At 31.3% G+C, this 13759-nt stretch carries 13 protein-coding genes; 12 read left to right on the top strand and 1 reads right to left on the bottom strand.

Annotated features, from left to right (window positions below; translation table 11 throughout):
- The 12 genes from C6H31_RS01150 (at window position 1) to C6H31_RS01095 (ending at window position 12875) form a co-directional block, all read left to right on the top strand.
- Window positions 1–1269, top strand: a complete 1269-nt coding sequence (locus C6H31_RS01150) for a UDP-glucose dehydrogenase family protein (RefSeq protein WP_104696979.1) — start codon at window positions 1–3, stop codon at window positions 1267–1269.
- A gap of 144 nt (window positions 1270–1413) precedes the next feature.
- A complete protein-coding gene (locus tag C6H31_RS01145; RefSeq protein ID WP_104696978.1) occupies window positions 1414–2292 on the top strand; it encodes an NAD-dependent epimerase/dehydratase family protein in 879 nt (292 codons plus the stop codon).
- On the top strand, window positions 2282–3595 hold the full coding sequence (locus C6H31_RS01140) for a protoporphyrinogen/coproporphyrinogen oxidase (RefSeq protein ID WP_104696977.1): 1314 nt from the start codon (window positions 2282–2284) through the stop codon (window positions 3593–3595). Before C6H31_RS01145 ends, C6H31_RS01140 begins: the two co-directional genes overlap by 11 nt.
- Before the next feature lie 8 nt (window positions 3596–3603).
- The gene (locus C6H31_RS01135; protein ID WP_104698230.1) at window positions 3604–4725 is read left to right on the top strand and encodes a glycosyltransferase family 2 protein; all 1122 of its coding nucleotides are present in this window, start codon (window positions 3604–3606) and stop codon (window positions 4723–4725) included.
- 60 nt (window positions 4726–4785) lie between these two features.
- The gene (locus C6H31_RS01130; RefSeq protein WP_233709924.1) at window positions 4786–5724 is read left to right on the top strand and encodes a methyltransferase FkbM; all 939 of its coding nucleotides are present in this window, start codon (window positions 4786–4788) and stop codon (window positions 5722–5724) included.
- An 11-nt stretch (window positions 5725–5735) separates the two neighbouring features.
- Window positions 5736–6926, top strand: coding sequence for a glycosyltransferase family 61 protein (locus C6H31_RS01125; RefSeq protein WP_104696974.1), 1191 nt, complete (start codon window positions 5736–5738; stop codon window positions 6924–6926).
- Between the two features lie 37 nt (window positions 6927–6963).
- Window positions 6964–8337 carry a glycosyltransferase family 9 protein gene (locus C6H31_RS01120; protein WP_104696973.1) on the top strand — a complete coding sequence of 458 codons (1374 nt, stop codon included), beginning with the start codon at window positions 6964–6966 and terminating at the stop codon, window positions 8335–8337.
- A gap of 42 nt (window positions 8338–8379) precedes the next feature.
- Window positions 8380–9084 (top strand): class I SAM-dependent methyltransferase, encoded by a 705-nt coding sequence (locus C6H31_RS01115; protein WP_104696972.1) that lies wholly within the window; start codon window positions 8380–8382, stop codon window positions 9082–9084.
- A gap of 600 nt (window positions 9085–9684) precedes the next feature.
- Window positions 9685–10566, top strand: a complete 882-nt coding sequence (locus tag C6H31_RS01110; protein WP_104696971.1) for a glycosyltransferase family 2 protein — start codon at window positions 9685–9687, stop codon at window positions 10564–10566.
- 9 nt (window positions 10567–10575) lie between these two features.
- Window positions 10576–10899 (top strand): hypothetical protein, encoded by a 324-nt coding sequence (locus C6H31_RS01105; protein ID WP_104696970.1) that lies wholly within the window; start codon window positions 10576–10578, stop codon window positions 10897–10899.
- Entirely contained in the window at window positions 10896–11981 is a 1086-nt protein-coding gene (locus C6H31_RS01100; RefSeq protein ID WP_104696969.1) for a glycosyltransferase, read from the top strand. The genes C6H31_RS01105 and C6H31_RS01100 overlap by 4 nt, the downstream gene beginning before the upstream one ends.
- Window positions 11982–12095: 114 nt before the next feature.
- Complete coding sequence (locus C6H31_RS01095) at window positions 12096–12875, top strand: ADP-ribosyltransferase (protein WP_104696968.1); 780 nt, start codon at window positions 12096–12098, stop codon at window positions 12873–12875.
- Between the two features lie 128 nt (window positions 12876–13003).
- On the opposite strand, the gene C6H31_RS01090 is transcribed toward C6H31_RS01095, so the two are convergent.
- Window positions 13004–13759 carry a DpnI domain-containing protein gene (locus C6H31_RS01090; protein WP_104696967.1) on the bottom strand — a complete coding sequence of 252 codons (756 nt, stop codon included), beginning with the start codon at window positions 13757–13759 and terminating at the stop codon, window positions 13004–13006.

Genomic DNA, 13759 nt, shown 5'->3' with positions numbered 1-13759 from the left:
ATGAAGTCCATTAAAATAACGGTTATTGGATTAGGTTTTGTTGGACTTACTACAGCGGTTGGTTTTGCCAAGAAAGGTTTTAAAACTTTTGGCTATGAGATAGATCAGTCAAAATCTAGTCTACTACAAAAAGGTCAAATACCTTTCTTTGAAGAAGGCCTACAAGAAGGTTTACAAGATGTAATTGGAAAGAATTTTTTTATTACCAGTAGTCTTGAGGATGCTTTGCGTGATACCGATGTAGTTTTTTATTGCATTGGTACTCCTATGGATAAAGAGGGTTCAGCAGATCTTAGTTTTTTAATCAAATCCTTAAAAGAAACTGCCTTGCTAATAAAAATCTGCAAGCCAAAACCTACTCTTATAGTTAAATCGACCATACCTCCATCAACATCAGAAGAGGTTTTTATCCCCCTTCTAAGAACGCTTAATTTGAAAGTAAACATGGGAGATAGCTCTGATTGTTTTTTGGCTACCAATCCAGAGTTCTTGCGAGAGGGGTTTGCATATCATGATTTCTTAAATCCAGATCGTATAGTCGTTGGTTCTTCAGAAGAACTTGAGATTGTTAGAAAAATCTACAAGCCATTCAATGCACCAATTATTTTTACAAATCTCAACTCTGCAGAGTTTATCAAATACCTGAGTAATACCACCTTGGCAATGCAAATTAGTTTTGCCAATGAAATGAGCATGATTGCAGAGAAGATAGGAAATATAGATATACAACTTTCATTTCAAGTTCTACACCAAGATAAGAGATTCTATGGGAATCCTGCCAACATTACAAGTTATCTTTATCCAGGGCTGGGTTTTGGAGGATATTGCTTACCAAAAGATACTTTAGCCCTTCATAAAAAATCACAAGAAAAAGGTTTTGATACAAAGATTTTAAAAGGGATTATAGAAACCAATGAACGAATTTTGACTTTCTATCTTGAAAAGATTTCACAAGAAATTTCAAAAGATGCAAAAATTGGAGTTTTAGGATTGAGTTTTAAACCAGGAAGCGATGATGTTAGAGATAGCAAATCAAAATCTCTCATTGATGGACTGTTGGAAAGGGGGTTTAAGAACATAACCGCTTATGATCCTATTGCAAATAACATCTTTAAGCAAACATATGCATTACCAATTTGTTACACAGAAACCCCTCAAGAACTTATTGATAAAAGTGATGTTTGTATAATTGCTACAGGATGGAAAGAATTTACGCAGTGTAATTTTATAAATAAAAAAGTCTATAATCTTAGGTTTCTTAAATTCTAAAAACCATAAGAGGATATTAATAGATATTTAAAAAGAATATGAGATACTCTTTAAAAAAATTTAGTAGAACCAAAGGCCAACTCCAAAGGTGACAAAAGGCTATTAAGATGTATAATAGGCAATTTAATTACCACAAGGATTAAAATGAAACTTCTTGTTACTGGTGCCACAGGATTTGTAGGGACAAACTTGATATTAGGATTGCATAAAAAATACAAGATTGTAGCCCTTGTTCGTCAGAATAGCAATATCGAGATGATTAAACCCTACTGCACTATCCATCATTACGATGAAAATCTTGAGAATCTTATAGATTTTTTTAGGTTGCAAAATTTTGATGGTATCATCCATTTAGCAACAAATTATCAAAGCATACATAGTTCGCAAAAACTTCTAGAAATTTTACAGGCCAATATCACTTTTGGTACATATCTTTTAGAGGCCTGTAAATACTACCCACCAAAATTCTTTATTAACACACTTACATTCTCTCAATTCTCAAACTCTCAAACATATACCCCATCAAGCCTATATGATGCGACTAAACAGGCTTTTTTTGACATAATTTGTTTCTATCAAGAACAGATATCAACAGGCTTTTGCAATCTTCTTTTATATAATACCTATGGCCCAAATGATCCAAGACCAAAAATTTTTAATTTATGGCAAAAATATGCCAACTCTCAAGAAGTTTTAGAAATGAGTGAAGGAATTCAAGAAATTGACATAAGCCATATTGATGATGTTATTAGCGGATTTGATTTGCTTATCCAACTTGTCCTTAAAACCAATCAACCAAAAAATGTTATTTACACTCTACAAAATCAACGCTATAGCCTAAAAGATCTGGCTAATATCTATATGCAAGCCACAAATACAAAAGTTAATATTAAGTGGGGAGCAAAACCCTATAGAATTTGTGAAACATTTGTTCCAATTTCAGAACCATATTTCCCAAAATTACCAGGCTGGAATCCAAAAATAAAATTACAAGAAGGAATTAAAAAAATCTATGGAAAATAAGATTGTTGTTTTAGGCGCTGGTATAGCTGGAATTTCTGCAGGATATCATATAAATCCAAAGTTCAAAGTTAAAATTTATGAAAAAAATCAGGATTGGGGTGGAATGTGTGGAGGATTTAATCTAACTAGTCCGCTTGGTGTTTTTTGGTTTGATAATGCTGTGCACCTTTCATTTGCAGAAGATCCATATGTTCAAGAGGTTTTTCATGGTTCAAGCCAACCAATTAGACATACACCAAAACCAATGAACTACTACAAAGGATATTGGATTAAACATCCTGCTCAAAACAATCTTTATCCCCTCCCATTGGAAGAAAAAATTCTTGCTCTAAAAGATATGATACACAACAATAACCCCAAAAATAAAATAAATAATTTTGAGCAATGGCTAAGAGCACAATATGGAGACTATTTTACTGAAAATTTTCCGATGTGTTATACAGAAAAATATTGGACAACAGAAGCCAAAAATCTCAGCACATCCTGGGTTGGCAAGAGATTATATACACCAAACTTAGAAGAAATACTTTATGGAGCCATGAGTTCTCAAACTCCAAATACCTACTATGCACAAGAAATGAGGTATCCACAAGAAGGCCAATATAGATCCTTTTTTCGATCTCTGAGAGAAAAGGTGGATATTTGCTTTAACAAGGAAGTAGTTTTAATTGATACAGATGCAAAGAAAATTCTATTCAAAGATGGAACACAAGATGACTACACCCATTTAGTATCCACACTCCCTCTCAAAGAAATTGTAAAAATTATAAAGAATGTTCCAAAAGAGATTATAAACATATCTTCAGAACTTCATGCTACTTCTGTGGCTCTTATATCATTTGGTTTTAACAAAATTGATATTCCAAAAGAGCTGTGGTTTTATGTTTATGATAAGGATAAACTTTTTGCAAGAGTTTATAGTCCATCTTTCAAATCTCCCAATAATGCTCCAAGTGGTTGCTCAAGCCTACAAGCAGAAATTTATTTTTCATCTTTTAAAACAATCTCTACCCTTACAGGATGTAAAAAATACAATATAAGAGAATATCTTATTCAACATACTAAAGAAAAATTTATAGAGATGGGTATTTGCAATGCTCATGATATCATTTGTGAGGATTTTAGAATAATTCCATATGCCAATGTAATTTTTACGCACAATATGGAGGTTTTTCGCAAAGAAATACTAGATTTTTTAAAAAATAAAAATATAATTTCCTGTGGAAGATTTGGAGAATGGGACTATCTATGGAGCGATCAAAGTTTTCTTAGCGGATATAATGCTGTGCAAATTTTTAACTAGTGAAAAAAATGGAAAAACTTACAGTACAACAACAGCTTGCTATAATAAAAGAAGTCGAAGATCAATATTCTAAGTTTTTAGAATCAAATTTTAAAAATGAAGTGTTTCTCAAGTGTCATGATAATTTCGCAAGAACTCTCCATATACAATCTGTTAAAATCTTCAATCAAGATGGACAAGAAAGAGAAGGAAGTAAACTTAAATTTAGCATAGCAATACCAACATACAACAGATTGGATTCCTTAAGACGTTCTATACTTTCAGCTATTAATCAAGATTTTGAAGGACACTATGAGATTATTGTTGTTGAGAATGTAGATGATTTTACTACAGTTACACCCTCCCAAGTCATGTTGGAAACGGAATTTAAAGGTAAAGTTACTTATTATAAAAATAAAAGCAACTTGGGAATGTTTGGCAATTGGAATCGATGCTTAACCCTAGCTAAGAGTGAGTGGGTTTGCATCCTCCACAGTGATGATGAAATCCATCCTAACTATCTTCGTGAAATGCATCGTGTCATTAGCCACCCTCAATACAGCAAAGCCACATTGATTGGTTGTTTAGAAAATGTTCCCTTAAATAAACCAGTCACAACAACCATGAGGGATAATATAATAAATCTTATCCAAAAAGATGATGATGTAGATGATTGCCGCTATCAGGGAATACTCAAGCAGATACCGCCAAATGCAGTCTTGCATCACAAAGAAAGATGTATTGCGATAGGTGGCTATAATCAAGATGAATACCCAAGTGGTGACACCCTGTTTCATACCAGAGCCTTTTTATATGGGAAAGTCTATATCTATAAGAAACTTCTACAAAATAAGGGTATAGAAATAAGTGAAGGTTTAAAACCCAAGACTGTTTTATATTATTTTTTCATCAGTGTCCCATTATTTCAATTATTTAAACCAAAAATTTATGGAAGAATTTTAGGCTATAAAAGAATTATTTTTCTTCATAATGCCCTATCCAACTATCCTATACTTCATCAATATACAAAAAAGATTATTCTGCAGAAAAAACTTAAGCCTAGATTGCCATTATTTCTATCTACTTTTTTCTCTACGTACTATTTACTCAAAACACTAGTATCATCTTTTTTATCAAAGTTAAAACACTGATAGGTTTTTGATGATCCAAAAAATTAGCTACAATACACTCAGCAATATTAAGGATGGATTTTGTCTTCTTTTACTATACCTATTTTATTACTCACTTATAAAAAAGATACAGCAATAAAGGTTCTTGAACAGATTGCGGTGGTTAAACCCAAAAAACTCTATATTGCATCCAATTATTGGAAAAACCCTCAAGAAGCCCACATAATACAGGCATTAAGGGATAAATTGACCAACATGATTACTTGGGATTGCGAAGTGGATCTTTTATGGAGAAATAAACATCTGAGTTGCAAGGAATCAAATGTGCAGTCCATAACACATTTTTTTTGCAAGGAAGAGTGGGGAATTATTTTTGATGATGATTGTGTGCCAACGCAAAGTTTTTTCTATTTTTGTGAAGAAATGCTAAGACTCTATAAGGATAATAAAGAAATTTTTTGCATCAGTGGATGGAGTGGCTTAGATCTAAACCCAAAAGCTAAGCAAAGTCTTAAAGAGGATTATTTTTTTTCAAAATATACACACTTGTGGGGATGGGCATCTTGGAGACGCTCTTGGCAACTTTACCAAAAAGAGTTCATAGATTTTAATGAAGAGTTTAAACAATTAAAAATATTTGATTTCAAAAAGGAAAAAAAGTATTGGTTTAATGTCTTAAGATCTTATAGTAAGGGAAAAATCGATACTTGGGACTATCCTTTTACTTATTCGATGTGGAAACACAATGCTTTGTCTATCTATCCTAAGGATAATATGATTGCAAATATTGGTTTCAACCATCAAGATGCTGCTCATACAACAACAGAAAGCAAGTTTTCTCAACTTAAAGATTACAATAACTTTTGCAGAGAAAAGGTTATGCATCCAAAGACAATCAAGCGCAATATTGCTTTAGATAAAGTGGATTGGGACATTTCTTTTAAACCTCCTCATTTGTTAATACGCATTATCAATAAAATTTCTAGAAGTCTATTCTCTAGAAATTTTATAAAAGTTTAAGAGCATGAAAGATGTTTTTCAAAGAAGTCACTTTTTATAGGGCTTTGAAAAAAGGTTCAATCTCTCATTTTGAAATGGTTTTTCCTAGTGAGATTGTGGAGTTTAATGGGGGGAGAGGTGGAAATTATCACTTTGCGGATATTTTTGGCAAACATCACAAATTTTTTCGACCCTATACACATCAAACTCAAGATTTTAAAGTTAGTGTTCTAAATAATGGATACTGTTTTACAGACAATGAAATTGTATTTACCAAGAAAAAAGAAATCTTGTTTGAGCACACTTCTTATAGAACCCATCCCCTCTGTTTGGATAAAAGTCCAACAAACTTTGTTATAAGGTGGGCAAGAAAAAGGGTAATTTTTTATAAACGGTTAATCGCAAGCATTAGATTGCTTTTTTCAAAAAAAATTAACAAAAATGTTGTTCTACTAACTAGACCCGATATTCAAGATTGCTATGGCCATTTGATCGTTGATATCATGGCTGGATACTACCAAGTCAAAACCTTTTGTCAGAAAAATAATATAAAGATTGATTATTATATTTTGCCTACGAAGTTAAAATTTCAAAGAGAACTTATTAGTCTTCTGCAAATAAATATGAGTCAGGTTATACCTTCGGAAAGTAAAATTGCCATTCAAGCAAAAAATCTTATCATACCAACCCTCATGTCTGACTACGAGGTGGTGGATTATAGGGGTTTTATCAAGCCAAATTTCAATATCACTCCTCCTTTTGCTAAGAATCTCTACACAAATCTTATCCCAGAAACAAAGCCATTTCGAAAGATCTATCTAAAACGACCAGAAAAATCTAATAGAAATATCACAAACTTTCAGGAAGTTGAGACTATTTTTAAAAAATTTGGGTATGAAATTATATTACCAGACATCTTGCCATTACAAGAACAAATCAATCTTTTTTCTCAGACAAAGTGTATCGCATCTATGCATGGCTCTGGATTAAACAATATGATATTTATGCAAGAAAACACCTTTGTTCTTGAAATTTTTTCAGAATTCTATCATGACAGAGTTCCTCAGACTATTGCATTTATTAAAGGTATCAATTATTCCTATATGATAGGAAAAACAGCTGACACTTCTGTTCATCCACAACAAGAAAATGTTTATATAAACCCCACAGAACTTACTAAGGCTCTAGAGATTATGGATTGTAAAATTGAAAAAAATATGTAAAATGTCAGCCTTTGATTTACTAAAAAAGTGAGTATAGATGCGAGTTTTTCTTGGAGAAAAAACAACACAAAAAAATTTCTTATTTCTCTCTCAAAAACTACAACATCATACATTAACCTACTTTACAACTCATCAAAAGATCTTATCTTTTTGTCCTTCCTGTAAACTTATACAGAATGCAAATCTTAATGATTTTCAACTTGTTTATATGCCAAATAAAGCAGAAAAAAGAATAGCTAGAGAGAAAAATATCCTCTTTTATACATATAGACATCAAAATATTTTTAAAAGTATTTTAAAACAAATTCGCAATGCATTATTTAGTTTAGTTGATTTTCTTGCAAAAAAGAAACCTCAATATAAACACAATCTAGTTGTTGTCAAACCTGATGCAATAGGAGACTATATTTTATTTAGAAACTTCATTAAACTTCTTTATCAAGAATATGGAAAAATTACTTTGATAGCAAATCAAACCAATCAGAATTTAATCGAAACATTTGATAAGAACTATCTCCTAAATTACATTCTAATTAATCGTAAAAAATTCCTTACTAATCCACTCTATAGATTTAAAATAATCCGGATATTAAGTCATAATTCTTACAAAATCCTAATCAATCCTCTTTATAGTCGTGATGCCATTAGTGAGCAAATTGTCAGAAACATACAAGCAGAGACAAAAGTTACTTCTACGGGAGACACCTCAAATCTCACTCTCAAGGAAAAAAATATATACGATCAAAATTACACTAAAATTCTTCCCTCCTCTAGTAATATAATGTTTGAGTTTAATAGAAATTTGGAGTTTTTTCAAAATCTTTTTCAAAAAGAGATTGATATTGAATATGGTCTTGAACTAAAAGATACATCTTCCCCTTTTGATATTCCAAAGCCATATTTTGTTTTTTTTATTGGGGCTTCAATAAATTATCGCAAATGGAGTAGCTCTAATTTTATTGAGGTGGGAAAATTTATACTATCAAAGCAATACAACATTGTTATTTGTGGAGGTAAAGAAGACCAACAAAGTGCCAATCTCATTGCTACAGCTTTAAGCAATTCAAATCAACAAATCATAAATTTGTGCGGAAAAACTACTTTAAACGCACTAGTACAAGTTATATACAATAGCAGCTGTTTATTGAGCAATGAAACATCTTGTGCCCACATTGCCCAAGCCATTAGACATAATAAAGTATTTGTTATGTCTAATGGCAACCACCTTCATAGATTTACCCCTTATCCAAAAAATCTAGGAGGTAAATACTATGGCATCTATCATCCTGTCATACAAAAGAATTTTGATATGTATATCTTAACATCAAACCTTCTTTATGGCCAAGATAAACTAGATATTAATATGATTACACCAAAAGATGTGATTGAAGTTATTGACTCTCATCTCTAAGTAATTTAGATTATAATCAATCCACAAGCAACAAGGATTTAAATGAATTATTTTCAAGCAAGAAACATTTCTCAGGACTTTTACAAGTATTATACGCTACCCTTCTCTTTAGAATCTATTATCAAAAAATTACCACATCATTCAAGAATTTTAGATTTTGGTTGTGGCTATGGTCAAAATTTACTTGCAATACAAAAACTTTTAGATAGTAATGGGGGAGGGATTATACAGGGTATTGACATCGATCCACAGGCGGTAGATTTCTGCAACAAAAATAACCTAGAGGTAAGCTTAGTTGATAATATCTTCGACTACCAACCACATTATAAATTTGATCTTATTATTCTGATGCATGTTTTGGAACATTTTCCAAAAGAAAAGATCATCCCCTTATTAAAACACTTTAAAGATCATTTCTTAACTCAATCGGGGAAAATTTTTATATCTGTCCCAAATGCTCAGAGTAACACTGGATGCTATTGGGCGTATGAAGATTTTACACATCAAACCCTATTTACAGCAGGAAGTCTAATATATGTCCTCAAAATGTCACACTTTCAAACAATTCAAATTATTGACAAGGATTGTACAGAAGGCCTCAATCTTTTTAAAAAAATTATAAGAAAGGCATTTCTTGCCCTATATCGCCTGCATATCAAATTCTGGAATTGCATCACAGGGAGCAGTTTTCATTCTCCAAGTCCTGAAGTCTATAGCTATGAGATCAAAGTTCTTGCAAGCGTGTAAAATTACAAAGATTCCCAGATTATCTAAAATAGGTATTACTAAACAAATACCACAAAAAATTCCTATAGCTTTAAAGAAGCTTTAGATATTTATAAGATTTTTATCGCTTTTGTTTCATCAAAAAAGGGAGACAAAGAGAAAACATTTTTTACAATCATTAATTAAACTTTCAAAACCACCTTTAAAAGAAGCTTAGAAACTGTTTTTTATTTCTTTTCCTAAACCCACTGCCTCCAAAAATATTTTTATCTTTCTAATCACCCTCTTACATCTAAAACAATCGTTACAGGTTGTAATTTTTATTTTATTAGAATTACCTAAAACCCATTATAAAAACATCTTACTGGTATTAAAAGAATTACAAAACTTATAAATTCTTAGAATCTCTTCTGCTTAAATTTTCTCGCAAGAAAATAGAGACTGGGATACACTTTTGATTACCAAATTAAAACAGAAACATACTACCCTCAAATAAAAAATAATTTCTAAGGACTAATTCGCCTATTCAACAACTCACTTTAGCACCACTAAATACCAAAGAAAGTAATTAACTTATGTTAAAATTGGGATCTATTTTTTACACTTTGGACTAATAGGGCTATGAATTTAAAATTTTCTATTATTACAGTCGTGTTTAACGATTCTGAGAATATTCTGCAAACTCTATCCTCCATTATAAATCAAACATATAAAAATATCCAATGTATTATTATTGATGGGGATAGCAACGATGGAACAAAAGAGAAAGTTTTAAGCTATCTTCAAGATAATACTCATTTTGTTAAAAAAATATGCACATCTAATTTTGTTTCAGCAGAATCCTATCATAAAGACTTTATAAACCTAACATTTAATTTTTTAAGTCAAAAAGATAAGGGGATTTTTGATGCGATGAATAAGGGTATCTCTCTAGCAACCGGGGATTATACCTGCTTTATTAATTCTGGAGATTTTTTATTTAGTAAAAAAACACTAGAAGAAATTCAAAATACAATTAATTTCAACAATCTTTATTCTTATGATGCGGTATATGGAAAACTAAATTTACTATATCCCAATCTAGGTATTCAAAAAACTAGAGATACTTTTAAAGACATGAGCAAACTCTATAAACTTTTTTATGGCTTTGGTCACCCCAATTGTCTATTTAAGACCTCTATTTTGCATAAAAATAATTATGACACTAGCTATAAACTCGCTTCAGATTACGATCTAATATATCGCCTCTATAAGCAAGGTTATAGTTTTTGCTTTGTTGATACGATTATTGCAACCTTCACATCAGGTGGAGCGAGCGATCAAAATGGCTTTAGTAGCTTAAAAGAAGCATTAGATATTGCTCTAAAAAATAACAAAAACCCTATTGTGATGATAAAAATACTATGTTTTTTTCTTTTTTCATTATCAAAAAAGATGGTTAAAAAATACTTTCCTAACACTATCATGAAATTCCTACTCAATCCCTCTAAACAATCTAAATAAAGGATTTTTTTGCATTTTTTATTAAAATTTCTTAGCCCTTTAAAATTAAAAGATATTACATCAAAGCTAGATCACACAAAGGGTATTGCTTATCTTAGAAAGACTGCTAAAAATTTTTGTATATTCCTTGCTTACTATAAAAAAAATAGAGATTTTTTTACTCCACCAACTAGTTCCTCCTTTAAAACTGCATTGCCCTCTTTATCAGTAGAATCTTTGGAGGCAAAAAGGCTCTTAAACTTATTAAATTTACGCGATCTTTATAAAAATGATGATTTTTTATTGAGAAATAAAATCAATTTTACTTCCTTAACAAAAAGGATTGTTTTATGAGAATTTTGCAACTTGGAAAGTTTTATCCCCCAGATTTTGGTGGTATTGAGACACTCATGCAAGATATTTGTGATGCATTATCTCAAAGAGGCATTGTTTGTGATGTTTTATGCTCAAACTCTAAGTTACAATCAAAGAAAGAAAAAACACCTTATGGTGCTACTATTTATCGCACCCCTAGCTTTGGAAAAGTTGCCTCAACTTCCATAACCCCACAAATGATCACTACTTTACGCAAATTGATAAGCTCCTATGACATTATCCATTTGCATTTTCCAGATCCAATGGCAGTTTTAGCCCTCTTTCTTTCTCCTCATAAAAATAAAACTATTATTCTGCATTGGCATTCTGATATTATTAAACAAAAATTTCTTCTAAACTTTTTTTTGCCTCTACAAAAATGGATCTTAAATCGCTCCAATCTTATTATTACAACTTCAGAAAACTATATCCACCAATCACCATTCCTAAGCCCATATAAAAATAAATGTATTGCAATTCCCATTGGAATCCACCTACCAGAGATTAGCCCATCTAATAATTATTCTAAAGACTATAATCGCATTTTAAGTGTTGGAAGACTTGTTCCTCTAAAGGGTTTTGAATATCTTATAGAAAGCTTGCAATATTTGCCAAAAAACTTTTATTTAGAGATTGTAGGAGATGGGATTTATAAACAAACCCTGCAAGATTTAATTAAAAGATTAAATCTACAGAATCGTGTCTTTCTTGTAGGAAAAAAAACAAAAGAAGAAATATCTAGCTTTTATGCGCAATCTGGTATTTTTGTTTTACCCTCTTTGCAAGAATCTTATGGAATTGTTCTTGTAGAAGCACTAAGCTTTGGACTACCAATCATATCAACAAAGCTTATCCCATCTGGGAGTGATTTTATCAACCAAGATGGCAAAACAGGATTGGTAGTTCCTCCAAAGGATCCCAGAGCTATTGCAAATAGCATTTTAAAAATAAGTAAAAATTATGATTTTTTTAGCATCAATGCAAGATGTCGCTATGAAAAACTTTTTACAAAAAATCAAATGATTCAAACATTGGTTGATACTTATCATAAGCTAATTTAATCTCCTTAATTGTGAATAAATCGATAATTTGATTTTAATCCAAAAATTATCTAGACTTTAGAATCTATTAAAAATTATGATTTAGGATATAAGGATTAATTAAGGAGATTGAGTATGAAAAAGCTTTTTTGCGTTATATTGATTTTAATATTACACACCTTTTGTTTTTCTAAAGACTTTATGGAGTTTGAAACGACTGGTTACAAAAAATTTTACAATGGAAATGAGGCGATTAATTGGTGGAGTAATCTTTATAGTGGATTAAAACTTAGTGAAGAAGAAAGAGCGACAATTTATAGCTATACCTATGGCAACTTTGTAATAATTAATAACAAACTACGCTCTGGAGATCCTCTATTTTCTCTTAATGAGGATCAAAAGAAGATGGTTGCAATTCTTGATAAGGCTCTATCAAAAACAATTATTTTTGAAGATACCCTCACTTATCGCTATGAAGATCTTTCATTTCTTTCAAGGTTGCTTGGGCAAGATGTTGTTTTTACCCATATTTACAAAAATGGAAAAATTTTAGATTCTGCTAAAAGCTATCTTGATTCTTTAAAGAATAAAAGATATCAGGATTATGGTTTTATGTCTACTACTCTTATTAAAAATAGCGTTTTCCAACATCGCATTATAGAGCTAGTGATCAAAGTCCCAAAATACTCTCTTGCAATGTTTGTATCCATCAAGGGCTTGGCTGCATTCCCTTCACAATATGAATTGCTTTTTCCACGAGATAGAATCTTAACAATTGAAGATTATAAGATCTCTGAAGATAGAAAGAAGATTAGTATTCTTGTAGCGATGGATGGCCCCTGCTATTTAGGAAAACCTTGCGAAATCAAAAAGGTGGATAATTTAAGGCAACCACCTAAAGAAAACAAATTCTAATACAAAAATCTAACTCTAGCAAAAAAAAAAGGGGGGGGGGGATCACTTATTGGTAGATAATAATCTCAATATCTAAAAAACTATCGATGTTTCTATTTAGGTAAGCTGGGATAATATCGGAAATAAAGTTATCTTAAACAATAAACCCCATTTCCAATAAAATCTAGATATCCCTTATCTCTCAAAAACTGTACTTGTTGGCGAATTTTGGCTTGAATATTGTTGTTTTGAGGGTATTTTTTTTGCAATTCTTTCTCATAAACATATAAATCCGACAATAAAAAGACATTCTTTTTCAATCTCTCAATGCAGTGCATAATCTCAAAGATCCAACCTTTAGATTTTTGAGTTTCAATAAAAACAATATTTTGATATTTTTTTAAAATCCTCTCTTGACTCTCAACCTTGTAGTCTTGGATATAAAAGAGTTTTCCACTCTCGGGAATTTGATTCAGCAAAATATTACATCCAACCCATCCTGCTCTTTTTGCTGTTGGAGCCAAAGGTTTTCTCTGTTCGATAATCCGAGGCGTAAAGAAAAAGTTTGGGACTGCAAAGAAGTTTTTAACCCTCATCTCAGAATCATAGTTGAGAAAGAAAAAATCAGGATTTGTATTTGATGTGATTCTAGAAATCATTGTCGCATAGGCACCATCATTAATTTTTGCCCCTATTTTTCCATTTTTTGCTTTGAGTTCAAAAATCTTTCCACAATGTTTGCAATAAAAATCTGCGACGGGAGAATTATTAGGACAATGTTCTAAAATACCTGCGCATCGGGGACAAAAACCATAATCTCCTACCCATTTTTCAGTCAAGTTTCTAATGATCTGCGACTTGTTTTTATAACCTGCTCCAATATTTTGATCAAGGAAAAGTTCTAT

It is taken from the genome of Helicobacter sp. 'house sparrow 1', from assembly GCF_900199585.1.
GTDB lineage: Bacteria > Campylobacterota > Campylobacteria > Campylobacterales > Helicobacteraceae > Helicobacter_H.
The sequence above is the reverse complement of the archived record's forward strand: the minus strand, read 5'-3'. Positions and strand labels throughout refer to the sequence as shown.